This is a genomic window from Myxococcus sp. CA033 (assembly GCF_013336625.1).
Classification (GTDB): Bacteria; Myxococcota; Myxococcia; order Myxococcales; family Myxococcaceae; genus Myxococcus; species Myxococcus llanfairpwllgwyngyllgogerychwyrndrobwllllantysiliogogogochensis.
Genome location: NZ_JABUMU010000011.1, coordinates 59,835 through 84,553 on the forward strand (window position 1 = coordinate 59,835; position 24,719 = coordinate 84,553).

Sequence of the window (24,719 nt, forward strand, 5' to 3'; positions counted from 1 at the left end):
GGTAGACTCCCGAGCCATGGCTTCTCCTTCCCGCAATCGTATTGGTGACATCCTCGTCAAGGCCCGCGTCATCGACGACCTCCAGCTGCGCAGCGCCATGGCCACCCTGGACCAGTGGGGCGGGCGGCTGTCGCGCGTGGTGGCGGACCTGGGGCTGGCCAGCGAGGACATCGTCACGGAGGCCATCTGCCAGGGTCTGGGGATGCAGCGGGTGCAGTTGGGCAACATCAGCCGCGACGCGAGCGCGCTGGCGCGCGTGGAGGTGGGCCTGGCCGAGCAGAAGGCGGTCTTCCCCGTGTCGCTCAAGGACAACGGCAAGACGCTGGTGCTGGCGATGGCGGACCCCACGGACCTGGCCACGCTGGACCAGGTGGCGGCCCGCAGCCGCGCTCGCGTGGTGCCCATGGTGGCGGGCGAGCGCGAAATCGAGCACGCCATCCTGCGGCACTACCGGAACCAGGAGCCGGTGGCGAGCAGCCGCTTCGCGCCGTCGCGCAGCCAGTCCGCCAACACGCCCTCCACCGTCGACGAGGAGCAGCATGAGGAGGACGAATTCAAGGTCGTCGACATGAGCGGCAACACGGTGGTGAAGCGAATCGCCGACATCGTCCCGCCGGGCTCTCCCGCCACCGCGCCCGCGGCGCCCCGTGCCGCGGACAAGCCCGCACCGCCCGTGGCCAATGGCTCCTCCAGCGCGGCGGACATCCTGGATGAAATCCTGGCCGGCGGCGTCCCTGCCTCCGAGTGGACGGACGAGGACCTGCAGCGCCTGCAGACGCTCCAGCAGAACCAGGAGAAGAGCTCCAAGATTCTGCGCGCCCTGCTGGAGCTGCTGCTGGAGAAGGGCAAGCTGCAGCAGCGGGAGCTGGCCGCGAAGATGCGGCTGTAGTCGTCAGCCGGCTTCCTCGAGCTCGCGACCGGTGAGCCCCAAGAGGTAGAGGATGGCGTCCAGGCCGCCTGCGGAGATGGAGGTATCAGCCGCCTCGCGCAGCCGGGGCTTGGCGCGGAAGGCGATGCCCAGCCCCGCGCGCTCCAGCATCAGCAAGTCATTGGCGCCATCGCCCACCGCGATAACCTGCTCGAGCAGGATGCCCTCCTCTTTCGCCAGCTGCTCCAGCAGCTCCGCCTTCCGGAGCGCGTTGACGATGGGCCCCACGGTGCGCCCGGTGAGCTTCCCGCCCTCCTCCTCCAGCACGTTGGAGAAGGCATGGTCGATGCCCAGGCGCGCCTTGAGCGCCTCGGCGGCCACGGAGAAGCCTCCGCTGATGACCGCGGTGCGGTAGCCCAGGCGCCGCAGCACGCGCACCAGCGTCTGTGCGCCCTCCGTCAGCGGCAGGTTCGCCGCGAGCTGGTGCAGCACGGCCACGTCCAGCCCCGCCAGCAGCGCCACGCGCTGGCGCAGCGACTCGTCGTAGTCCATCTCCCCGTGCATGGCGCGCTCGGTGATGCGCGACACCTGCTCGCCCACGCCGTGCGCGCGCGCCAGTTCGTCGATGACCTCGATGCGGATGAGCGTGGAGTCCATATCCATCACCACCATCCTCTTGCTGCGGCGAAACAGGCTCTCGCGCTGCAGCGCCACGTCGAAGGTGTTGTCGCGCATGGACAGCGCCAGCAGGGAGCGCTTCAGCGCCTCCGGCTCCACGGAGTCAGGCAGGGTGACGTGCAGCTCCACCGAGCCCAGGTGCGTGTGTGTCAGCCGGACGATGCGCTCCAGGTTCGCGCCCTGCCCCGCCAGGTGCGAGGACAACGCATGCAGCTCGCGGGCGCCCAGCGCGCGGCCCACCGCCGTGACGACGTAGCGCGCGGGCGAGGACTTCGCGGGGGCGCTCGCGTCCGGCGATTCCACCGCCTGGAAGTCCAGGTCCACGCCCAGCTCCCGGGCGGCGAAGAGCAGCGCGCTGGGGATGCCGCGCGCGTCGGGCAGGCGCACCAGCAGGCAGAGCGTGAGGCGGCCCTGCACCACCACCTGCTCCACGTCGAGCAGCTCCGCGCCCGCCTCCGCGAGCAGGCCGGTGAGGCGGGCGGTGATGCCAGGGTGGTCCTTGCCCGTGACGGTGACGAGCACGCAGCCGGAAGAAGTCGGGGTCATGTCCCCCGGACGATGCCACGACCGCGCGCGGGCGGGGCGGGCCTCATGCGGCCCGCGCCCACCGGTGAATCACGGCTGCGGCGCGTCCGAGGAGAGGACGAGGTCGCCCCGGACGAGGAACTCCTTGTCCGGGAAGGCCTTGTAGAAGTCCTCGAGCATCGCATCCACGTCCGGGTAGCGCTGCTCGCGCTTGTCCTGGGTGGCCTTGTCGAAGAGCTGGTCCAGGCCGCTGGGCGCCTCGGGATTCACCTCCGAGGGCAGGGGCGAGCGGCGGCCGGGAATCTGCCCGGTGAGCATCTCGTAGAGCAGGATGCCCAGCCCGTAGACGTCCGCGGACGGGCCCGGCTCCTTGGCGCCGCGGTTCATCAGCTCCGGGGCCATGTAGGGCATTCCGCCGGTGCCCACGAAGACCTGGGGCATGCCCTTGGTGGAGTCCACCTCCACCACGCGGCCCAGGCCGAAGTCGGCGAGCTTCGCGTTGCCGTACGCGTCGAAGAGGACGTTCTCCGGCTTGAGGTTGTGGTGCGTCAGGCCCGTGGCGTGCGCGGCGCGCAGGCCGTAGGCCATCTGCAGGAAGGTGCGCAGCGCGAAGGGCACCGGCACGCCGCTGCCACCGCCCGCCTCCAGCCGCTCCTTCAGGCTGCCGTTCATCAACTCCAGCACGAAGTAGGGCCGGCTCGCGTCCACGTTCTGATCCACCACATGGACGATGCCGGGGTGGCGCACCTGGGCCTGCGCGCACAGCTCCTTCTTCAGCCGCTTGAGCACCTCCCCGCGCTGCAGGAAGGAGAAGTAGCCGAAGATGTCCTTGAGCTCCTTCAGGCAGATGTCCAGCCCGAGCGCCGTGAAGCGACCCTTGAAGACGGTGCCCAGGGGGCCCGTGCCAATGGGGTCGAACTTCTGGTAGCGCAGGTCCAGCTCGGTGCCCTTGGAAGCGACGGGCGCGGCGGCGACAGGAGTGGCGGCGGGAGGGGGCATGGAGGAAACGGACGACGCAGGAGGAGCGAAGGGCAGCGGCGCGGGAGCGACGGGAGCGGGGCCGATGGACGTCTCCCGGCGAGGCTCGGGGACCGCGGGGGTGATGAGCGCCACGGGCGAAGGCGAGCCGACGGACGACGGCACCTGCGCCGCCCCCGGCGGGGGCGTCAACTCCAGCGCGGGCATGGCCGAGCGCGCGGCCCGCATGGGCGCCATGGACGGAGGCGAGGGAGGCGGCGCGATTTGCGTGGCCCCGGTGGGCACCACCTCCGCCTCGTCCAGCAGCAGCTCTGGCGGGGGCGGCGGCAGCTGCATGGGCTCCTCGGTGCCCTGGGCCACCGGCGGCTCGTCCTCGGCGGAGGCGAGCTGCTCGGCGAAGAACTCGCCCACCTCCGTGGAGAACTTGTCCCCAAGTTCCCCGCCCGCCACGCGCTCACCCTGGTCGGTGAGCTTGAGCTGGGCCTCGCGGTCCATGGCGATGTAGTGGAACTTGCGCAGGAAGAAGAAGTAGTTGTCGAACTCGAGCGAGACGGACGGTTCGAGAGCGGCCTTCACATCGGCCAGCTTGTTCGAGCGTCCAAGTCGGCCGTTCTCCCTCAGGTTACGGAGGATGAACAGCGCCTCGCCACTGACGGCGTCGCGGTTGATGGCGGCCTTCGGCATGGGTGGGCGACTCTACGACGTCCCCCCGTCCTCACTCAACGTGGGACTGCCAGAACCCGGGGGGCGGCTACTTGATGCGCAAGAGCTGCTTCACCGTCTCCAGCACCTCGACGAACTTCACCGGCTTGCGCAGGTAGATGTCGACGCCGAGCTGCAGGGCGCGGTCCTGGGCTTCCTTGCCGCCCGCGGAGATGGCGATGACGGGGATGGCCCGGAGCGCTTCTTCCTCGCGGATGCGCTCCACCAGGGCGAAGCCGTCCATCACCGGCATGTACAGGTCCGTCATGACGAGGCTGAAGCGGCCCTCGCGCAGCATCAGGAGCGCGTGGTGACCGTCCGGCGCGAAGTGGACCTCCAGGGGCACCTTCCCGTGCAGCTCCCCGCTGGCCAGCTTCTTCAGGACGTAGCTGTACATCTCGATGATGTGCGGGTTGTCCTCGACGATGAGCACACGGTACCCCTCGTGCTCGCCGGTGGACTCCTGGCTGTCTGGACCTGCCGCACTCAAGATGTCACCCAGTCTCCGCCGGTCTTCTGCGCGCTCCACTCGGACGCCGACACCTCCGGGCTGATCGAAGCTCGCCGGCCTGACCCAGGCCACGATGCCGCTGACTTCTACCGGATCCAGCAGTCCCGGGAAAGAAAGTGCGAGCCGGACATCCTCCCCCAATGTGAAGGCCTGCTCGGTCTGCACGAAGAGCCCCGCATGGGACAGGTTCTCCGTGACGTCACGCGCATGGCGTCCGTCCGCGTACTCCACCTTCAGCACGGCCGGGATCCGGGGGTGCTGGCGCTTGTTCTCTGGGCCCGGGGTCATAACAAGGGGTTGAAATCGCTCGGCAATTTGCTGATGGCGGCCCAGTGTACCGTCGAGGGTTTATGTTGACAACGCGGCCATGGGAGCAATACGTAGCCCCCCGCCATGGCGGAGCCCCTGTTCACTCCTGAAGAGCAGAAGAAGTTCGACGCGGGTATCGCGGAGATCATCTCCCACTACCCCCCTGATCGCAAAAGCGCGGGCATGCTCCCGGCGCTGCGCGTGCTCCAGGAGATCAAGGGCTGGTTGCCGCCCGAAGGACTGCGGCTGGTCGCCAAGAGCCTGGAAGTCACGCCGGAGCGCGCCTACGAGGTCGCCAGCTTCTACGTGATGTACCACCTGAAGAAGCCGGGCAAGTACGTCATCGACGTCTGCACGAACCTGTCCTGCTCGCTCTGGGGAGCGGAGAAGATGCTCGCCTACCTGGAGGAGAAGCTCGGCCTCAAGGCAGGTGAAGCCAACGAGAAGTTCACCTTGCGCGAGACCGAGTGCCTGGCCTCCTGCGGCACCGCACCGTGCCTGCAGATCAACGAGGATCATCACGAGAGCCTCACCCGCGCCAAGCTGGACGCCATCCTGGCCAAGCTGAGCTGAGCCCACCCCTTTTACTCCGGTAGGACGTCATCACATGACCGCTACGGCAAAGACGATCGACCCGATCATCTCGGCGGCCTGGGGCAAGCCGCAGTCCTGGACCCTGGACAGCTACAAGAAGCGCGGTGGCTACGAGGGCCTCAAGAAGGCGCTGGAGATGCAGCCGGCGGCCATCATCGACGAGGTGAAGAAGTCCAACCTCCGAGGGCGCGGCGGCGCCGGCTTCCCCACGGGCCTGAAGTGGAGCTTCGTCCCCAAGGACAGCCCCAAGCCCAAGTACCTGGCCGTCAACGGCGACGAGTCCGAGCCGGGCACCTTCAAGGACCGCTACATCCTGGAAGATGACCCGCACATGATGCTGGAGGGCATCGCCATCGCGTCGTACGCGCTGGGCGTGCACACCTGCTACGTGTACCTGCGCGGCGAGTTCAAGTTCCCCGCGGAGCGCTGCCAGGCGGCCATCGACGAGGCCTACAAGGCGGGCATCTTCGGCAAGAAGATGCTGGGCAAGGACTTCGAGCTCAACTGCTACCTGGTCCGTGGCGCTGGCGCCTACATCTGCGGTGAGGAGACGGCCCTCCTGGAGAGCCTGGAAGGCAAGAAGGGCTGGCCGCGCTTGAAGCCCCCCTTCCCCGCGGTGGTCGGCCTGTTCGGCAGCCCCACGGTGGTGAACAACGTGGAGACGCTCGCCAGCGTGCCGCACGTCTTCACGGGGGGCTCGGACTGGTACGCGAAGCTGGGCACGGACAAGTCGGGCGGCACGCGCCTGGTCTGCCTGTCGGGCTCCGTGAACCGCCCCGGCGTCTACGAAGTGTCCATGTTCACCACGCTCGCGGAGCTCATCTACGACGACAAGTTCGGCCGGGGTCTGCCGGCGGGTCGCAAGGTGAAGGCCGTGATTCCGGGCGGGTCCTCGGCGCCGGTGCTGGGCGCGGACGAGCTGGACGTGGCCATGGAGTTCGAGGCCCTCAAGGTCAAGCAGACCATGGCGGGCTCCGGCGGCGTCATCGTCATGGACGACTCCACCTGCATGGTGCGCAGCCTGTGGCGCGTGGCGCGCTTCTACGCGGAGGAGTCCTGCGGCCAGTGCACGCCGTGCCGCGAGGGCACGCCGTGGCAGACGCGGCTTCTGCGCAAGATTGAAGAGGGCCGCGGCGAGCCGGGCGACATCGAGATGCTGTCCAACGTGGCGTCCTCGATTGCCCCCTACCCGCCCATCGGCCTGGGCAACACCATCTGCGCGCTGGGTGACGCGGCGGCGCTGCCCACGCACTCGTTCCTGATGCGGTACAAGGACGAGTTCGAGGCCCACATCCGCGAGCACCGCTGCCCGTTCGGCGACAAGCCCTGGGGTTCGTTCGGAGACTGGTCTTGAACATCGAGCTCATCCTCTTCGGGGCGTTCGCGCTCCTGACGCTGCTGTCGGCCGGGACGGTCATCTTCGCGCGGAGCCCCATCAACTCCGCCATGGCCCTGGTCTCCACCTTCTTCTTCCTGGCGGGCCTGTACATCCTGCTCTGGGCGCACACGGTGGCGGTGCTCCAGGTGCTCGTCTACGCGGGCGCCATCATGGTGCTCTTCCTCTTCGTCATCATGCTGCTCAACCTGGGCGAGTCCCCCACGCGGGGCCGGCCCACGCTGGCGCGAATCGTGGGTGGCGCCTCCACTGTGGGCCTGCTGGTGGTGCTGGGCATCGCCCTGTCGAAGCTGCCTTCCGGGCCGCCTCCCTCGCTGGGCCTGGAGGGGCAGGCGACCTTCGGCACCATGGCGACCCTGGGTCAGGTCATCTTCACCCAGTGGCTGCTTCCCTTCGAAGCGGTGAGCTTGCTGCTGCTGGTGGCCATGGTGGGCGCCGTGGTGGTGGCCAAGTCGCGAATCTGATCGCTGCCGACTCCCCCCAACTTTCTGTGTTAGATGGCGGCGCAGGTCGTCGCCCGCGAGGCCCCGAATCGGCCCATGGTCCCCATCTCCTACTACCTCCTGCTTGCCGCCGCCCTGTTCTGCATGGGCATGTTTGGCGTGATGGTGCGCCGCAACGCGCTGGTCATCTTCATGTGCGTGGAGCTGATGCTCAACGCCGCGAACCTGACCTTCCTCGCGTTCGCCCGAATGCACGGAGACAGCGTTGGCCATGTCTCCGCCTTCTTCGTCATCGCCGTCGCGGCGGCGGAAGCGGCCATTGGCCTCGCCATCGTCATCGCCGTCTTCCGGAGCCGAGGCAGCGTCCTGGTGGAAGACATCCGGACCATGAAGCACTGACGGACCCGCCAGGAGCCCTGTCATGACCCTCTCGCAATTCCTGACGACGGCGCCCGTCGCTCCCGACGTGATGGCGCCCTCCCTGTGGCTCATCATCGCCCTGCCGCTGCTCGGCGCGTTCATCTGCGGCGTGTTCGGCAAGATGCTGGGCCGGGCCAACGTGAACCTGGTCGCCTGCTCGGCGGTGGGCGGCGCGTTCGTGCTCAGCGTGCTGGCCTTCTGGGCCACCAGCGCCACGGACCCGGAGACCCGCCGGCTCCTGTCCTTCCTCGTGAACCCGTTCGGCAACGAGCGCGACTACGTGCGCTACGCCCTGGCGCACGACTACGGCACCTGGTTCGCCGTGGGCGACTTCCGGGTGAACTTCGGGCTGATGGTGGACCACCTGTCGGGCACCCTGCTGCTGGTCATCACCGGCGTCGGGTTCCTCATCCACCTGTACTCCACCAGCTACATGGAGCACGACGAGTCCTACTGGCGGTACTTCGCGTACCTGAACCTGTTCGTCGCGGCGATGCTGACGCTGGTGCTGGCCGACAACCTGGTCCTGCTCTTCGTGGGCTGGGAAGGCGTGGGCATGGCCAGCTACCTGCTCATCGGCTTCTGGTACACGGACCCGGCCAAGGCGTGGGCGGGCCGCAAGGCGTTCGTCACCAACCGCATCGGTGACTTCGCGTTCCTCATCGCCACGTTCCTGATGGTGCTCCTGGTGGGCGCCTTCAACAAGCAGGCCGACGAGCGCGACTACACGGTGGCGGGCAGCAGCAGCCAGCGCTACGCGTCCGCGCTCCAGGACAAGGGCCCCGTCACCTTCCTGGGCCTGCAGAAGATGGCCGAGGCGCTGCCCGAGGGCGGCGGCAAGGTGACGCTGTCCACCCCCATCGCCGCGGGCCCGTTGGAGGGCTACACGTTCGGCGGGGTGATGACGGCGGCGATGCTGCTGTTCCTGCTGGGAGCCGCGGGCAAGAGCGCGCAGTTGCCCCTCTACGTGTGGCTGCCGGACGCGATGGCGGGCCCGACGCCCGTCTCCGCCCTCATCCACGCGGCGACGATGGTCACCGCCGGCATCTACCTGTTCAGCCGCATGTCCGCGCTGCTGGTGCTCAGCCCCACGGCCATGGCCACGGTGGCCATCATCGGCGCGCTGACCTCGCTGCTCGCGGCGCTCATCGCCTTCGCGCAGGACGACATCAAGAAGGTGCTCGCCTACTCCACGGTGTCCCAGCTGGGCATCATGTTCATGGGCGTGGGCATGGGCGTGTTCTGGGCGGCGGTGCTCCACCTCGTCACGCACGCGTTCTTCAAGGCCTGCCTCTTCCTGGGCGCCGGCAGCGTGATGCACGGCAACGGGGACGAGACGGACATCAAGAAGCTGGGCGGCCTGCGCCACGAGATGAAGTGGACGTGGGGCACGTTCTTCGTCGCCACGCTGGCCATCACCGGCATCATCCCGCTGTCCGGCTTCTTCTCGAAGGACGCCATCTTCCACGGCGTGCACCACAACCACCTGGAAGGGCTGCACTGGGTGTCCAGCGTCGTCTACTACCTGGGCCTGCTCATCGCCGCCTGCACCGCGTTCTACATGACGCGCGTGTACCTGCTGACCTTCGAGGGTCAGCGCTCCAAGGAGGCGAAGCTGGCGCACGCTCACGAGAGCGCGTGGCAGATGACGCTGCCCCTGGTGGTGCTGGCGGTGCTCAGCGTGGTGTCCGCGGTGTACGCGTGGCCGCTGATGAAGGCGCCGGGCGACGGCCGGCCTCAGCCGGTGTTCGAGAACTTCCTGAGCCCGGTGTTCGCGGCGATGAACCGCATCGTGGCGTCGGGCAAGACGGTGGCGCTGGACACCAGCGTCCCCGCGATGGGCGACTACGTCTTCGCGTGGCTCGTCGCCGTCTCTGGCGGCGCGCTGGCGGGCTTCCTGTACCTGCGCTTCTTCCCGGCGCGCGTGGGCCAGCCGGTTCCCGCGTTCGCCCGGGCGGTGCGCCGCACGGCGCAGAACAAGTTCTACGTGGATGAGCTGTACGAGCTGGCCATCATCCGGCCGGTGAAGTTCATGAGCTTCATCCTCTTCCGCGTGGTGGACGCGCTCCTCATCGACACCGTGGCGGTCCGCGGCACGGCGTGGGTGACGGCGCGAGTGGGCAGCGCGCTGCGCTACGTCCAGTCGGGCGACGCCCAGGCCTACGCCGCAGTGATGGCCCTCGCCCTGCTGGGCGGAGTCGCCTACGCCCTCATCCAGGTGCTGCAATGAGCTTCTTCGACACCCACCTGCTCAACCTCGTCGTCTTCCTGCCCCTCATCTTCGCGGTGCTGGTGTTGATGCTGCCGGCGGGCGAGTCGGGACAGATTCGCACCGTCACGCTCATCGCCATGCTGGTGGACCTCGTGTTCGGCGTGTGGGCGTACATGCGCTTCGAGCCGGGCGGCCCGGAGTTCCAGCTCGAGTACCGGGTGTCCTGGTTCAAGGAGTTCGGGCTCAGCTACCACCTGGGCGTGGATGGCCTGGCGGTGAGCCTGCTCCTGCTCACGGTGTTCCTGGGCCCGCTGGTGGTGATGGCCTCCACCACGTACATCAGCCACCGCATCAAGGAGTTCCATCTGGCGCTGCTGGTGCTCCAGACGACGATGCTGGGCGCGCTGGTGTCGCTGGACGTGCTGCTCTTCTACATCTTCTTCGAGGCCATGCTCATCCCCATGTACCTCCTGGTGGGTGTGTGGGGCGCCGAGGACCGCCAGATGGCGGCGGTGAAGTTCTTCCTCTACACGCTGGTCGGCTCGCTGCTGATGCTGGTGGCGCTCATCGCCGTGTACTTCATCAGCTCGCCCGCGGGCGCGCGCTCGTTCGACTACTCCACCCTGTACAACGGCCTGCTGGACGCGAACCGGCAGCTGTCCGCCTGCAACGCGGGACCCCCCGGAGCGTGTGACTCGCTCACGGGACTGGCCGCGACGCTGCACACCTATGGCCCGTGGCTCTTCGCCGCCTTCGCGCTGGCGTTCGCCATCAAGGTGCCCATGTGGCCGGTGCACACGTGGTTGCCGGACGCGCACGTGCAGGCGCCGGTGGCCGGCTCCATGATTCTGGCCGGCGTCATGCTGAAGATGGGCACGTTCGGCTTCTGGCGGTACGCGATTCCGTTCTTCCCGGTGGCCGCGCAGAACGCCCGGCCCTTCCTGGCGACGCTGGCCGTCATCGGCATCGTGTACGGCGCGCTGATGTGTCTGGCGCAGCGGGACATCAAGAAGCTGATTGCCTACTCGTCCGTGAGCCACCTGGGCTACTGCATGCTGGGCATCTTCGCCCTGACGGCGGAGGGCGCCACGGGCAGCGCGTACCAGATGCTCAACCACGGCATCTCCACGGGCGCGCTGTTCCTCCTGTTCGGCTTCCTCTACGAGCGGCGCCACACGCGACTGATGGCGGACTTCGGCGGCATCGCCAAGGTCATGCCGGTGTTCACGGTGGCCTTCGTCATCATCACCTTCTCGTCGGTGGCGGTGCCGGGCACCAACGGCTTCATCGGTGAGTTCCTCGTCCTGCTGGGCACGTTCAAGTCGGACCTGGGCGCGGCCGCGGGCAACCCGCACCTGACGATGGTGTTCGGCGCGTTCGCCACCCTGGGCGTCATCCTGGGCGCCGCGTACATGCTGTGGATGGTGCAGAAGGTGTTCTTCGGCGGCCTCACGCACCGCGAGAACCAGCACCTGACCGACATGAACCTGCGGGAGATGCTCACGGTGCTGCCCTTCATCATCCTCGTCGGAGTGATGGGCCTGATGCCGCAGCCGTTCCTCGACCGCATCGAGCCGTCCACTGGCCGCTTCCTCGCCCGCGCTCGCGTGGGCACCCCGGGAGCCACCGTGCAGGAGGACCAGGTGCGCGTGGAGGTGATGGCGCTGCCGGCCCACCCCACCGTGGCTGCTCCGAGCGCCCCCACCCCGCTCGCCGCCCGGGCCGTCCCCTCGTCTCGGCCGTAAGCCGCCTGAGCCCACGACATGATCCTGCCCAATCTCACCCTGGCAGACTTCCTCCCGCTGATTCCCGCCATCATCCTGGTGGTGGGAGCCTGCATCCTGCTCCTGTCGGAGGTGTTCCTCAGCGCCACCGCGTCGCGCTCCTACCAGGCCGTGCTCACCGTGGTGGCGGCGGTGGCGGCGGGCGCCGTGGCCGTGGCCTCCATGTTCGAGCCGGCGCACGAGGCGTTCCTCGGCTTCGGCGTGCTGGACCCCTTCTCCAGCTTCCTCACCTTCGTGGTGTGCGTGGGCCTGGGCCTGGCGGCGCTGAGCTCGGTGAGCTTCCTGCGCAAGCGCGGGGCGGAGCGCGGTGAGTTCTACGCGTTGATGCTCTTCGCCGCGGCGGGCATGAGCCTGCTGGCGATGTCCAACGAGCTCATCACCCTCTTCGTCAACCTGGAGGTCCTCTCCATCGCGACCTACGCGCTCACGTCGTACCTGCGACGTGGCACGCGGCCGAGCGAGGCGGGCTTCAAGTACTTCATCCTCGGCGCCTTCTCCTCCGCAGTGCTGCTGTACGGCGCGGCGCTCCTGTACGGCGCCACCGGCACCACGAAGCTGACGGCCATGGTGGGCCCGCTGTCCGGCGCGCTCGCCACCCAGCCGGCGCTGGTCTACGCGGGCCTCATCCTCCTGGGCTCCGGCTTCGCCTTCAAGGTCGCCGCGGTGCCCTTCCACATGTGGACGCCGGACGTGTACGAGGGTGCCCCCACCCCCGTCACCGCGCTGATGAGCGCGGGCGTGAAGGCCGCGGCCTTCGCGGCGCTGGTGCGCGTGTTCCTCACGCTGGGCAAGGGAATCGACCCGCACCTGCCGCTGGTGCTGTTCTCCACCCTCGCCTTCCTCACCATGGTGGTGGGCAACCTGCTGGCGATTCCGCAGCGCAACGTGAAGCGCATGCTGGCGTACTCGTCCATCGCCCACGCCGGATACCTCCTGGTGGGCGTGGCGGCCTTGTTCGTCACCGCGCCGGGCGAGCAGTTCCGCCTGCTCGGCCCGTCCGAGCTGACGGGTGGCTCGCCGGTGGAGCTGGCCCGCTCGCAGGCGCTGCGCGGCATCCTCTTCTATCTGCTCGCCTACACCTTCAGCGCCGTGGGTGCCTTCACCCTGGTGTCCGTGCTGGAGCGCCGCGAGGACGAGGAGAAGGGAACCGCGTGGGACCTGGAGCGGTTCAGCGGGCTGGCGCAGCGCCGTCCGGGCTGGGCCGTGGCCATGGCCACCTTCATGCTGTCGCTGGGCGGGATTCCTCCCACCATCGGCTTCATGAGCAAGCTGCTCATCTTCCAGAGCGCGGTGGACTCGGGCCTCATCGGCCTGGCCATCGTCGGCGTGCTCGCCAGCGCGGCGGGCGCCTATTACTACCTGCGCGTGGTGGTCTACATGTTCATGCGGCCCGTGCCCGAGGGCGCCCAGCCGCTCGAGCGGAGCTGGTCCACGGAGCTGGCGCTGGTCCTCTCCACCGCCGCCGTGGTGGTGTTCGGTATCCTCCCCGGCCCCATCACCGCGTGGCTGGAGCAGGCCAGCAGCATCTTCGGCCAGTAGCCCTCGCGGGGCTGCCTGCCCCGTGGTTGTTCCCACGCCCGCCCCGGCCTCGTGCTCGGGCGGGCGTCGTCTTTTCCGGGGCCCGCGACGAAGCGCGCGCTACGGCTCCGGAAGCGCTCCACGCAGCTCGAAGGTCTCCAGGCTCACGGCGGCTCCCGCGTCGCGCAGGAGTCGCTCCAGTGGCGCGTCATCCGTCACCACCACGCCCATCGACTCGCGAGAGGCCCCCAACAGCGAGAAGGCGCCCTCCAGCAGCGCCCGCGCATGAGGCAGTGAGGCCGCGAAGAAGGGAAACAACACCGCGCCACCCGAGCGCACGTCCATCATCCCGAGCGGCGCCTCCTCCACACCATCCTCGCGCGCCAGCCGCAGCAGTCGGTGCGAGGCCAGCGTCGCGTAGCGCGCCAGCTTGCCCGGCATCATCCCGAAGGCCCCCGTCAGCGGCGCCCAGTCACCTGCCTCCAGGGGCACCACCACCAGCCCGCCAGGCACGGGCGGAAGCGCGGCCACCTGGGCTCGCGTCACCTTCAGGTTGATGCCCTGGCGCGCGCGCCTCATGCCCAGCGAGGTGTACAGCCCCAGGGCCGCGACGTTGTCCCGCTTCACGTTGAGGGCCCAGCTCCGACAGCCCTGCTCCCGGAAGCGCTCCGCCACCCGCTCCATCAACCAGCGCCCCAACCCCCGCCGACGCGCGGAGGGCGCCACCACCAACTGCCCCACGTAGCCCAGCTCTCCCAGCGCGTCCGTCGACGTGTACCCCTCCACCCCACCCGGCCCGTCGACCAGCAGGGTGCGGGGGGCCACCTCATGGGCCCACATGGAGGCGGACGGAGGTGGTTCGTCCACCCCCAGCTCCGCGAACAACCTCACGTAGGTTTCGTAGTCAGAGGCCCGGCCAGGCCTCAGGGCCCACGCACTCGGCTGCCGTCGCGCTTCCACCGCCATCAGGCATTCCTCCGCAGAAGGATGGAGCGAACACCGACGCGGGCGGATTTCAACGGCCAACAGCACAAAAGAAGGCGGCCCGACACTCCACAGGGGAGGGTCGGGCCGCGGGTCTTCTGAAGGTGACTCACCGGAAGTGCTGAAGGGGTGGGGGGGAACCGCCTTCAGCCTCGCTTCGATGTGTCCCGCGTGGAGCTATAGCAGTCGTCGTGCCAAGAGTCGTTTTGAGACAAACTCCAGTTTTCTCAGGCACTTAGAGGTCCACCCGACACTGGCCAACCTCGGCGATTGCATTGCAGCCCTGAAATCGACTTGCAGAACTGAAAATTCTCAATGATTTCAAGCGCCTGTGTTTTTCACCGATGAACCTCGTTCATTTCGGATCTGAATCCACAGGTGCGCAAAAGTTACACGTCCAACTCCACCCTACTCCCGGACCGCCTCGCTGGGCGGGCGGAGGTTGAGGCGCTTCATCTTCCGCCACAGCGTGGTGGAGGAGACGCCCAGCTCGTCCGCGACACGGGCAAGGTCCACGCCATGGCGCTCCAGGGATTGGGCGATGGCGCGGCGCTCGGCCTCTTCCACCACCTGGGCCAGCGTGGGGCCTCCGCTCGTGCCCGAGCCCAGGCCCAGTTGCCCGTCCAGGGAACTGAGGCCAGATGAGCCGTGCGCGGGCGGCAGGCGGGCCTGGCGCAGCGGGAAGTCCTCGGGCAGCAGCTCGTCGCTTTCGGCGAGCGCGGCGGCCTGCTCCACCAGGTTCTCCAGCTCGCGCACGTTGCCAGGGAAGTCGTAGCCCATCAGGTGCGTCACGGCGGAGGCGGACAGGCGCCGGGGGTTGGGGCTGCGGGCGTTGGCGCGCTCCAGGAAGTGCTCGGCGAGCGCGGGCACGTCCTCCAGACGCTCGCGCAGGGGGGGCACGCGCAGCGTCACCACGTTGAGGCGGTAGTAGAGGTCCTGGCGGAAGCGCTTCTCGCGCACCTCCACTTCGATATCTCGGTTGGTGGCGGCGACGGTGCGCACGTCCACGCGCAGCGCGGTGGATTCGCCCACGCGGCGGACTTCACCCTCCTGGAGGGCGCGCAGCAGCTTGGACTGGAAGGTGGGGCTCGTCTCCGTCACCTCGTCGATGAAGAGCGTGCCGCCATCGGCCTCCTCGAAGAGGCCGCGGCGCGCCTTCACCGCGCCCGTGAAGGCGCCCTTCGCATGGCCGAACAGCTCGCTCTCCAGCAGGGACTCGCTGATGGCGGCGCAGTTGACGGGCACGAAGGAGCGGCTCTTGCGACGGCTGTGCGCGTGGAGCGCCCGGGCCACCAGCTCCTTGCCGGTGCCGCTTTCGCCCTGGATGAGCACGGTGGCGTCGCTCTGCGCCACGCGCATCAGCCGCGAGGTGAGGTCCCTCATGGCCGCGCTGCGTCCCACCAGCGCGGACAGGCCGTGGCGCTGGTTGAAGTCGGTGGCGAGGTTGTCCACGTCGCGCAGGAGGCGCGCGCGCTCCAGGGCGCGCTCCACGCGGTAGCGCAGCTCGCTCTCCTTGAAGGGCTTGGTGACGTAGTCGTAGGCGCCCAGCCGCATCGCCTCCACCGCGCTCTCGATGGAGCCGAAGGCCGTCATCATGATGACCTGGAGACGGGGGGCCACCTCCAGCGCGCGCCTGAGCAGCGTCAGCCCGTCCATGGGCTCCATCTTCAAGTCCGTCAGCAGCAGGTCCATGCTGCCGCCCGACAGGTGGGCCAGGGCCTCCTCACCCGTGCCCGCCTCGAAGACGGTGTAGTGCTCGGCGCGCAGAAGCAACGCGGTGGTCGCGCGCATGTTGCGCTGGTCGTCCACGACGAGGATGCGTCCACGGGACGGCGGGGTGTTCGCGTCAGTCATGGGAAGGACGGGGGCTGCGAGAGGGGAAGGCGGAAAGTGAAGGTGGTACCGCGACCGGGGACGCTGTCCACGGCGATTTCGCCTCGATGTTCCTCGAGGATACGTTTGACGACAGCCAGGCCCAGGCCCGTGCCCTGCGCCTTGGTGGTGAAGAAGGGCTCGAAGACGCGGTGGAGCAGCTCGGCGGGAATGCCCAGCCCCTGGTCCGCCACGTCGATGCGCAGCTGCTCACGCCCACCATGCGCCTCCCGTCGAGCCCGCACCTGCACCCTCCCGCCCTGCGGCATGGACTGAATCGCGTTGACGGCCACGTTGACGAGCGCCTGGCGGATGAGCCTGCGGTCCATGGGCACCGGCGGCAAGCCGGGCTCCACCTCCGAATCGATTTGCACGGGCCGGTCCGTGCCACCGCCCTGCACGCGCGCCGCCTCCAGTGAGTCCTGGAGCACGCGGCCCAGGTCCTCGTGCTGGAGCACCGGGTTCCTGGGGCGCGTGTAGTCCAGCAGGTCGCCGACGATGCGGTTGAGGCGGTCGCTCTCCTCGCCCAGGATGTCCAGCAGCATGCCCGCGTCACCCGCGGGCTCCAGCAGCCGGCGCAGCGACGCCACCGCGTTGAAGATGACGCCCAGCGGGTTGCGCACCTCGTGCGCGACAATCGCGGACAGCTCGCCCAGCGCCGCCAGTCGCTCGCGCTTCACCATCTCCGCGCGCGTGGCGGCCAGCTCCGCGTAGCTGGCCCACAGCGATTCGTACAGGCGCGCGTTGGCGATGGAGAGCGCCAGCTGGCCACACGTGGCCTCCGCCAGCTCGACGAGCTGGGGGCTGAAGCCCCGGGTGCGCCGCGTGTCGTCCACCAACACCACGCCAATGAGCTCCTCGCGCGAGGTGAGCGGCAACGCCAGGAGCGCCTTCTCGCCGAAGCGCTGGACGAGCTGCGGGTTGAAGCCTCCGCCAGAGGCCTCCACGTCCTCGATGGCCACCGGCCGCCGCTCGCGCGCGGCCCGGGCCGCCACGCTGTCACTGCTCAGCGACAACACCACCGTGCGGAAGAAGTCGCGATGGGCCGCGGAGGCCGCGGCGCCCCGGAGCACCTTGGCGCTCTCGTCGTACAGCATGATGTAGCAGTTGGACACGTCCAGCAGGTGGACCAGGAAGTCCGAGGCCACGTCGAGGATGCTGGAGGTCTCCAGCACGCCCGACGTGGTGCGGGCCAGGTCCAACAGCAGGCGCGTCTCCGTGAGCTGCCGCCCGGACTCCGAGCGCAGCCGCCGCTGCTCCAGCAGCGTCACCAGCAACTCCGACAACGTCCCGAGCAGCCGCACATCCCGCGCGTCGAAGGGCCGGTCCGGAGCACGAAGGACCTGGAGCACCCCACAGATTTCTCCGCCCCGAGCCAGCCGCACCGCCGCGCCACTGCCCAGCGCGCCGCCGGAGACCTCGCGCAGCACCGCCGCCTGGGCCTCCGTGGTGAGGTCTCCATCCAGGGCGTCCGGCACCGAGGCCCCCATCACCCGGCTCAGGCGGTCCACGGCCCCCGGGGAGACACCGCTCTCCGCCAGCCCGAAGTGGGCGGTCAGCTCCAGCGGCCCCTCCTCGCCGCTCGTCAGGTGCAGCACGGCGGCCTCCGCCAGCAGCAGCTCCGACACGCGCGACAGGAAGTCCTCTGGCGTGGGGGGAATCGGCCGCGCCACGAAGCGCGCCATCTCCGCGACGGCGCCCACTTCCCACCGGCTGCGGGTGCTGTCCGCCTGCACACGCGCGTCCGTCAGCGCCGCCCCCACCACCTTGGCGAAGAGCGTCAGCACCGAGCCGTGGCGAGGCGCCACCCACGGGCCCTCCACGCGCAGCACCTCCACCTGGGGCCCCCCCACCGGCAGGTACACGTGCGTGGGCGAGGCCCGCTCCGCGCCACCGAAGACAGGGCGCCCGTCCGACAGCGCCTCCAGCCCCAGGTACACGTCCACCGGAGGAGGCCCCCCGTCGAGCGCATGCAGCCGCATGCCGTCCCACCGCAACAGCCGCACCCGGAAGCCCGCGGCCTCCAGGCCCTTGAGCGCGACGCGGCGCACCGCGTCCTCGGAGTGCGCGGACACGAGGCCCGCGGAGGTCTCCACCAGTCGCTCGGCCACGGACAGCTCGGTGGGCCGGTCCACCATGGGAAGCAGGTTGAGCAGCAGCGCCCGCCCCCCGCTCTCGAGCGAGAGATGGGACGCGTAGAGGGCCACCTCGCGGGTGACGCCGTCCGCCGAGGGAACCTGGTACAGCTGCGTCGCCGCCTCCATGGGCACGCCGGACTCCAGCAGGCGGTAGCGCTCGACCAGCCTGCTGCGGTCCTCCGGCTGGACGAAGTCCATGATGGAGCGCCCCTCGACTCGCTCCCGGGGAAGCCCCAGGAGCGCGAGGTACGCGTCGTTCGCGGCGAACACCCGTCCGTCCACCACCGCGAGCACGGGGTTGGCGAAGGGCTCGATGAAGGCGCGCAGCGACGCCTCGCTGTAATGCCTCGTGCTCATCCGCGACGCAGCACCCGCTTCTCGCCCACCCGGAGCGTCACCTTCTCCCGGTCGAAGTACTCGGACAGAGGGATGACGAACTTGCGGCTCTGTCCCACCAGTTCCTTGAAGGCCTGGGTGGTAATTTCCTTCTTCTCGCGCAGGTGGGCAACCAGCCGCTCCCGAAGAGCGCCCAGCGCCGCCGCGTCGAAGCACAGCTCCTCGCTGACCTTCACCACCCTCCCCTCGGCCACCAGCACCTTCATCAGCTCTCGCAGGCGGGGCACCGGGAGCTGGAGCTTCTGGGACAGCTCGCCCTCCGTGGGCGGGGCCAGTCCCGTCGCGGACAGCTCCGCGGCGAGCCGCGCCCGGGCCGCCTCGTCCCCCAGCGACAATGCACGGCCGCGCCCCTTCAGACGCACGAGGTCCCGGTCCACCTCCAGCTTCCCGGTGTCCCCCAGTCCCTGCAACACCCGCTGGAAGGCGCGAGCGTCCAGCTCGGACGACAGGCGCTGCCGCAGCTCCTCTCGGGACAGGCCCTCGCGCAAGGGCTCGCGCTCATGGAATGCGGCCAGCAATGCGAGCGCTCGCCCCTGCAGTCCCTCGAACACCTCGCCGGACAGATACAGCCGCTTCTCGCGGTCCACCAACAACGCCGAGCCCCGCGTGCCCGACAGCTCCAGCGCGCGCGTCAGCACCCGAGGCCCCAGCCCGGAGCGGCCGAACAGCTCCTGCTGCGTCAGTCCGCGATAGCCCGCCTGCCGCAGCAACCAGGCCACCTGCCCCGCCGGGTCCGCCTCTCGCAACGGCGCCACCACCGCCGAGCCCCCCTTGCGGCGCCGGGGGGGCACAATCGACAGCACGCGTCCGCCCGCGAGCGTCGCGCCCCGCCCCGGCAGCGCGCGCGAGCCCCGGAGGATGAAGCGCTGGCCCACGAGCGCCGCCACCGGAGCCTCCAACCGGAGCTGCGCCAGCGTCGTCTCGCCAGGCTCCAGCCGCTCCACGTCCAGCAGCGCCACCGTGGCCTCCACCTGGGAGGTGCCCAGGTGCAACAGCAGCTTCCGGCGACGCGGCAGCGGTGACTCCGCCGTCGGCAGCAGCGTCAACTCCACGTCCAGCATGCGCGTCTCGGGCAGCTCTCCCGCGCGCGTCAGCACCTGCCCTCGGTGGAGTGACTCCGCCTCCACGCCCGGCAGGTTCACCGCCGCGCGCTGCCCGGCCTCCACCTTCTCCACCGCCCGCCCGTGCACCTGCACGCCGCGCACGCGCAACGGGCCCGGCTGTCCCGGCAACAGCGACACCGCGTCGTCCACCGCCACCGTGCCCGACAGCAACGTGCCCGTCACCACCGTGCCGAAGCCCTTCAGCGTGAAGACCCGGTCCACCGGGAGGAACGTCGGCCCCTCGGAGGGACGCTTCGCCAGCGCCCCGGCGGCGCGGCTGAGCGCGGTGCGCAGCGCGTCCAGTCCCTCCCCCGTGCGCGTCGAGCAGGGCACCACCGGCGCCCCCTCCAGGAAAGAGCCCGTGGTGAGCGCGGCGAGGTCCGCCTCCACCAGCGCGCGCCACTCCGGCCCAGGCTCCGCCAACAGGTCCGACTTGGTGAGGGCGACGACACCGGCGCGCACGCCCAGGAGCCGGCAGATGTCCAGGTGCTCGCGCGTCTGGGGCATCACGCCCTCGTCCGACGCCACCACCAGCACGGCCAGGTCCACGCCGCCAGCACCCGCGGCCATCGCCTTCACGAAGCGCTCGTGGCCGGGCACGTCCACCACGCCCGCCACCGTGCCGTCATCCAGCGTCAGGTGCGCGAAGCCCAGCTCCAGGGTGATGCCCCGGCGCTTCTCTTCCTGGAGCCTGTCCGTGTCGATGCCGGTGAGGGCCTTCACCAACGACGTCTTGCCGTGGTCGATGTGGCCCGCGGTGCCGACAATCATCGCCTCACCACGGCACCGCTCACGCCCCCGCCTTGTCCGGGTCCTCTTCGAAGCGCGCGTCGCCCGCGCCAGGCGCGTAGTCCCACGGGAAGACGACGAGCGAGCCCGTGGTCAGCCCGGCGAAGTCCGGGGCGAAACCCTCCGGCTTCGCGATGAGGCACGCCGTCGACACCTTGGTGGCGCCCGCCTCACGCGCCAGCGCCGTGGCCAGCGACAGCGTGTCGCCGCTGGACGCCACGTCGTCGACGATGAGCACGCGCTTGCCCTTCAGCTCGCGCGGCATCTCCCCGCTCGTCTTGGGCCCGCCCTTCGGACGCCCCTCGTCACCCCTGTCCCGGCTGCGACGGCTGATGCGCACCGGGAAGAACGCGCAGCCCAACGCCGAGGACAGCGCGCCCCCGACGAAGACGCCGCCGTGGGCCACACCCACCACCGCCTCCGGCTTGAACGTCTTGCGGATGGCGTCGGCCAGGTGGTGCACGGCGCGGTCGAAGTCCGCCCACGTCAGCTCCTTCACGCCCGCGGAGCGCTTGCGCGACTGGTCCTTGCCAGTGGGCTGACGCGGCGCTTCCACCTGCGGCGCCAACACCAGGTCCACGGGAATGGAGACGAGCTTCTGCGCCTGCTTGCGCTCCGCGGCGGACAACGACGCCGACGACGGCGCGACACGAGACTTCGGAGAAGTCTTCTTCGAGGAGGACTTCGCGGTGGGCTTGCGCTTGCCCTGGGCCTTGGGCCCGGGCGCTGCCCGCTTGGTGGCCACGGCGGTGAGCTCCGGCTGGGGTGCGGCCCCGTCATACCCCGAGGACCGCGCCCTGGCCACATCCCGCTGAAGTCCCCGTCCTCGACGCGTCCGAAGACACGTCGAGGCGCCGGCCCAGCTCAGGCCGCCAGCTTCTCCTCCACCATCCGGTCGGCGACCTGCTCCGGACGAAGACCGGACTCCTTCGCGCGCCGCAGCACCGTGTCGATGGTGTCGAAGATGTTCGCCGCCCGGGCATACGCCTTCTCCCGGTCATACCCCGCCCACTCCTGGGCCACGTTGATGAGGCCCCCGGCGTTGGCCGCGTAGTCCGGCACGTAGAGGATGCCCCGGCTGGCGAGCTGCTCGCCGTGTCGCATGGTGAGCAGCTGATTGTTCGCCGCTCCACACACCGCCTTCACCTTCAAGAGCGGCAGCGTGGCGTCGTTGATGGCGCCGCCCAGCGCGCAGGGCGCGTACACGTCCGCCTCCATGCGGTGCAGGGTGTCCGCGTCCACCGCCGTGGCGCCGTACTCCTTCACCGCGTGCGCCACGCTCTGGGCGTTGATGTCGCTCACCCAGACCTTCGCGCCGCGCTCGTGCAGCTCCTTCACCAGGTACATGCCCACGTGGCCCACGCCCAGCACCGTGACGCGCAGCCCCTTGAGGTCCGGCCGGCCGAAGACGTGCTTCGCCGTGGCCTCCATCGCGCGCGCCACGCCGTACGCCGTCACCGGCGACGGGTCTCCGCTGCGCTCCTTCAGGCCGACGACATTCTTCGTGTGCTTGCGCACGTGCTCCATGTCGTCCGTGCTGGTGCCGCTGTCCTCGGTGGTGATGTAGCGGCCGCCGAGCGACTCCACCGCGCGACCAAAGGACTCGAACAGCTTCGCCCGGTCGAAGTTGCCGCGCGGCAGCATGATGACGGCCTTGCCACCGCCGTGCGGCAGGCCCGCCAGCGCCGCCTTGTAGGTCATGCCTCGCGCCAGCCGGAGCGCGTCCGCGACGGCCTCCTCCTCGCTGGTGTACGTCGCCAACGCGCGCGTACCCCCCAGCCCGGGACCGAGCCGCGTGTTGTGCATTCCGACGATGGCCCTCAGGCCCGTCCGGGAGTCGCTGAGCAGATGGACGGCTTCGTAGCCGCCCTCGAGCAATTGCGTGAAGTAACTCATGGCGCGCGGCCTCTACCGAGGCCACGCACCCAAGTCAAACCGTGCCGCTCGCCAGCATGCTTCGAATTTCCTCTCCTGGAATGACATAGCGCGTCGTACAGAATTGACACGTTGCTTCCGCTTGCCCTTCTTTCTCCAGGAGGTCCTGCAGCTCCTCGCGTCCCATCGCGAGCAGCGCGCGCTTCACGCGGTCCTCGCTGCACGAGCAGCCGAAGCGCAGCGGATAGCGGGACATCACCTCGAAGTCCGCCTCCGGCAACAGTGCGCGCAACACGGCGGCCCCACCCGACGCCGCGTGCGCCAGGAGCACCGACGGGGCGGCATGACGCAGCCGCTCACCGAGCGCCTGGAAGGCCTCCAGGTCCGCGCCGGGCAGGGGCTGGATGAGCAGGCCGGCCACCACGCCCAGGGACTCCGTCTTGCCGTCGACCTGGGCCGGCAGCTGCGCCAGCACCAGGCGCGAGGGGAGCTGATCCGACTGATGGAAGTAGCGCTCCAGGTCGGCGGCGAGGTCGAAGTGCTCCAGCTCCACCGACGAGCGGTAGTGCTCGCCTCCGCCCAAATCCCGCAGCACGGACAGGAAGCCCTTGTTCCCCAGCACGGGGCGCCAGAGGTACTGGTCGCCGCCACCACCCACGTACTCCACGAGGGTGTTCTTCACGTAGCCCCGCACGAGGCCGGACGTGTCGCCGTCCACGAAGAGGCCCCGCAGCGGCCCGTCACACTCCACCTGGAGGTTGACGCGGGAGTCGCCCTTCTGGAGCGCGCCCAGGAGGGCGGCGGCGGTGAGCGCCTGGGACAGCAGCGCCGCGGCGGCGGGGGCGGTGTGGTGGGTGGCGCGGGCCTGGCGGGACAGGTCCGTGGTGAGCGCCAGCACCACGCGCACATCGGACTTCTTCAGCAATCCACTGACGAGCTCATCGGACATGGCAGAGCGACTTAGCGTGCCCGAGCCCTTCGTGCCCGCCAACGTCGGAAGGCGGACGCCCCGTCGCATGCCGGCCCGGCAGCAGGGCCACCCAGGGTGACGCATAAGGCCAGGCTTATGCCTCCATGCGCGACGGCTGCCATGCGGGGAGGCGGAAGAAATCCAGCGTCCTGGCCGGAACGGTTATAAACCGCCCTCCGACAGTCACCCGACTTTGACTTGGGGCGCGGCCACTTGCCCGCGCGCCATCGCTGGAGACCCGATGAGCACCCAGGCCGCCACAGCCGACGCCGTTTCAACGAAGACTCCGCTCCTCAAGTCCCGCCTGGGCTCGTTCCTCGCGGTGGTGCCCCTGACGTTCTGGGTCGTCAACCACCTGTGGGACAACCTCTCCGCGTTCAACGGCGCGGCCGCGTGGGAGAAGTCCGTCACCACGTACGCCAACCCGTACTCGCAGGCCCTGACGTTCATCATCGTCATGCTGCCGCTGCTGTTCCACACCGGCTGGGGCCTGGTCCGGCTCTTCAGCTTCCGGCCGAACAACAACCGGTACAACAACTACGGCAACTTCAAGTTCATCCTCCAGCGCGTGAGCGCCCTGGGCGTGCTCGCCTTCCTCGGCGCGCACATCTGGCTGGCCTTCCTGCAGCCCCGGCTGGTGGCGGGACACCCGGAGGCGTTCTCCGACATCGCCCGGGAGATGCGCTTCCACGGCCCCACGCTCATCGTCTACCTGCTGGGCACGCTGGGCACCGCGTACCACCTGGCCAACGGCCTCCAGGGCTTCGCCATGGGCTGGGGCCTCTTGGGCAGCGAGCGCGCCATGCGCCGCTTCGAGCCCGTCTCCATCATCCTCTTCCTGCTGCTGACGGCGATGAGCTGGAGCGTCATCTACGCGCTCTACACCGCGGGCGCCGCCTTCGGCCCCTCGGGCTCGTAAAGCTCCGGAGCGGGAAGCCCCTCGCGCGGGCGCACCCGCTCCCGTCGTTCCAGCCCTGAAAAGCACACCGGCCGCCCCCAAGTCTTTCTGGGGAGCGGCCGGTTCGTTTCTGGAGTGCCGCGCGACGGGCGGCGCTCAGAACGGGATGTCGTCCTCGTTGTTGCCGCCGCCACCGCCGGAGGGACCGCCCATGCCGTCATCCATCGGAGGCGGCTGGCCGTAGTCGTTGTTGTCCATGCCGCGCGGCTGCCCGCCACCACCAGACTGCCGGCGACCCCCACCACCGCCACCCGCGCCTTCCCCGGCGTCACGACCGCCCAGGAACGTCACCGCGTTGGCCACGACTTCCGTGGTGTAGTTCTTCCGGTTCTCCTTATCCATCCACTCGCGAGTCTGCAGGCGGCCCTCGACGTAGCACTGCCGTCCCTTCTTCAAGTACTCGCCGCAGAGCTCCGCGAGCTTTCCCCAGACGACGATGCGGTGCCACTCGGTCCGCTCCTGCTTCTGGCCGTTCTTGTCCTGCCAGCTCTCGCTGGTGGCGATGCGGAAGTTCGCGACCGCCTGACCGCCCGGGGTGAACCGCACTTCGGGGTCCGCACCCAGGTTGCCGATGAGGATGACCTTGTTCACGCCTCCAGCCATGACTGCTCCCTCTGTCTTTCCGTCGAGTTCCCCACCACCACGGCGGGGAAACTGCCCGCCGAGCATCAGCCCTGGCAGGTTGCCTCCGACGTA

General features: G+C 69.4%; 20 protein-coding genes. 9 read left to right on the top strand and 11 right to left on the bottom strand.

Going from position 1 to position 24,719, the window contains the following annotated elements; all coding sequences use genetic code 11:
- The first annotated feature begins 16 nt into the window (after positions 1-16).
- Positions 17-889: a general secretion pathway protein GspE gene (locus HUA78_RS24735; RefSeq protein ID WP_174477299.1), complete on the top strand. Its 873-nt coding sequence runs from the start codon at positions 17-19 to the stop codon at positions 887-889.
- Between the two features lie 3 nt (positions 890-892).
- Here HUA78_RS24735 and serB read toward each other — a convergent pair whose 3' ends face one another.
- From serB to HUA78_RS24750, 3 genes are all read right to left on the bottom strand, one after another.
- Positions 893-2,092 (bottom strand): phosphoserine phosphatase SerB, encoded by a 1,200-nt coding sequence (gene serB, locus HUA78_RS24740; protein WP_174477300.1) that lies wholly within the window; start codon positions 2,090-2,092, stop codon positions 893-895.
- Between the two features lie 69 nt (positions 2,093-2,161).
- Positions 2,162-3,733 (bottom strand): serine/threonine-protein kinase, encoded by a 1,572-nt coding sequence (locus HUA78_RS24745; RefSeq protein ID WP_174477301.1) that lies wholly within the window; start codon positions 3,731-3,733, stop codon positions 2,162-2,164.
- 67 nt (positions 3,734-3,800) lie between these two features.
- Entirely contained in the window at positions 3,801-4,550 is a 750-nt protein-coding gene (locus tag HUA78_RS24750) for a TIGR02266 family protein (protein WP_141643155.1), read from the bottom strand.
- Positions 4,551-4,655: 105 nt separating this feature from the next.
- Here HUA78_RS24750 and nuoE point away from each other — a divergent pair, with 105 nt between their 5' ends.
- The 7 genes from nuoE to HUA78_RS24785 all read left to right on the top strand — a co-directional run bounded on the left by nuoE (position 4,656) and on the right by HUA78_RS24785 (position 12,959).
- Positions 4,656-5,144, top strand: coding sequence for an NAD(P)H-dependent oxidoreductase subunit E (gene nuoE, locus HUA78_RS24755; protein ID WP_141643156.1), 489 nt, complete (start codon positions 4,656-4,658; stop codon positions 5,142-5,144).
- A gap of 34 nt (positions 5,145-5,178) precedes the next feature.
- Positions 5,179-6,519, top strand: a complete 1,341-nt coding sequence (gene nuoF, locus HUA78_RS24760) for an NADH-quinone oxidoreductase subunit NuoF (protein WP_174454580.1) — start codon at positions 5,179-5,181, stop codon at positions 6,517-6,519.
- Complete coding sequence (locus HUA78_RS24765; RefSeq protein ID WP_141643158.1) at positions 6,516-7,025, top strand: NADH-quinone oxidoreductase subunit J; 510 nt, start codon at positions 6,516-6,518, stop codon at positions 7,023-7,025. The genes nuoF and HUA78_RS24765 overlap by 4 nt, the downstream gene beginning before the upstream one ends.
- 75 nt (positions 7,026-7,100) lie before the next feature.
- Entirely contained in the window at positions 7,101-7,403 is a 303-nt protein-coding gene (nuoK, locus tag HUA78_RS24770) for an NADH-quinone oxidoreductase subunit NuoK (RefSeq protein ID WP_141643162.1), read from the top strand.
- Between the two features lie 22 nt (positions 7,404-7,425).
- Positions 7,426-9,654, top strand: coding sequence for an NADH-quinone oxidoreductase subunit L (gene nuoL, locus HUA78_RS24775; protein ID WP_174477302.1), 2,229 nt, complete (start codon positions 7,426-7,428; stop codon positions 9,652-9,654).
- Entirely contained in the window at positions 9,651-11,381 is a 1,731-nt protein-coding gene (locus HUA78_RS24780) for a NuoM family protein (protein ID WP_174454579.1), read from the top strand. Before nuoL ends, HUA78_RS24780 begins: the two co-directional genes overlap by 4 nt.
- A gap of 18 nt (positions 11,382-11,399) precedes the next feature.
- Positions 11,400-12,959: an NADH-quinone oxidoreductase subunit N gene (locus HUA78_RS24785; RefSeq protein WP_141648587.1), complete on the top strand. Its 1,560-nt coding sequence runs from the start codon at positions 11,400-11,402 to the stop codon at positions 12,957-12,959.
- Between the two features lie 99 nt (positions 12,960-13,058).
- Here the strand turns inward: HUA78_RS24785 and HUA78_RS24790 are convergent, their stop codons facing one another.
- The 7 genes from HUA78_RS24790 to HUA78_RS24820 form a co-directional block, all read right to left on the bottom strand.
- A complete protein-coding gene (locus tag HUA78_RS24790) occupies positions 13,059-13,904 on the bottom strand; it encodes a GNAT family N-acetyltransferase (protein ID WP_174459728.1) in 846 nt (281 codons plus the stop codon).
- A 426-nt stretch (positions 13,905-14,330) separates the two neighbouring features.
- Positions 14,331-15,776, bottom strand: a complete 1,446-nt coding sequence (locus tag HUA78_RS24795) for a sigma-54 dependent transcriptional regulator (RefSeq protein ID WP_174454577.1) — start codon at positions 15,774-15,776, stop codon at positions 14,331-14,333.
- Positions 15,773-18,289: an ATP-binding protein gene (locus tag HUA78_RS24800; protein WP_174459729.1), complete on the bottom strand. Its 2,517-nt coding sequence runs from the start codon at positions 18,287-18,289 to the stop codon at positions 15,773-15,775. Before HUA78_RS24800 ends, HUA78_RS24795 begins: the two co-directional genes overlap by 4 nt.
- Positions 18,286-20,202 carry a selenocysteine-specific translation elongation factor gene (gene selB / locus HUA78_RS24805; RefSeq protein ID WP_174477303.1) on the bottom strand — a complete coding sequence of 639 codons (1,917 nt, stop codon included), beginning with the start codon at positions 20,200-20,202 and terminating at the stop codon, positions 18,286-18,288. Before selB ends, HUA78_RS24800 begins: the two co-directional genes overlap by 4 nt.
- Before the next feature lie 19 nt (positions 20,203-20,221).
- Positions 20,222-20,965, bottom strand: a complete 744-nt coding sequence (locus HUA78_RS24810) for a phosphoribosyltransferase (RefSeq protein WP_141648592.1) — start codon at positions 20,963-20,965, stop codon at positions 20,222-20,224.
- A 119-nt stretch (positions 20,966-21,084) separates the two neighbouring features.
- Positions 21,085-22,116: a Glu/Leu/Phe/Val dehydrogenase dimerization domain-containing protein gene (locus HUA78_RS24815; RefSeq protein WP_141648593.1), complete on the bottom strand. Its 1,032-nt coding sequence runs from the start codon at positions 22,114-22,116 to the stop codon at positions 21,085-21,087.
- Positions 22,117-22,150: 34 nt separating this feature from the next.
- Positions 22,151-23,044, bottom strand: a complete 894-nt coding sequence (locus HUA78_RS24820) for an Hsp33 family molecular chaperone HslO (RefSeq protein WP_174477304.1) — start codon at positions 23,042-23,044, stop codon at positions 22,151-22,153.
- A 262-nt stretch (positions 23,045-23,306) separates the two neighbouring features.
- On the opposite strand from HUA78_RS24820, the gene HUA78_RS24825 reads away from it, so the two are divergent.
- A complete protein-coding gene (locus HUA78_RS24825; protein ID WP_141645563.1) occupies positions 23,307-23,984 on the top strand; it encodes a succinate dehydrogenase in 678 nt (225 codons plus the stop codon).
- A 135-nt stretch (positions 23,985-24,119) separates the two neighbouring features.
- Here HUA78_RS24825 and HUA78_RS24830 read toward each other — a convergent pair whose 3' ends face one another.
- On the bottom strand, positions 24,120-24,626 hold the full coding sequence (locus HUA78_RS24830; RefSeq protein WP_141645562.1) for a single-stranded DNA-binding protein: 507 nt from the start codon (positions 24,624-24,626) through the stop codon (positions 24,120-24,122).
- Positions 24,627-24,719: the final 93 nt, after the last annotated feature.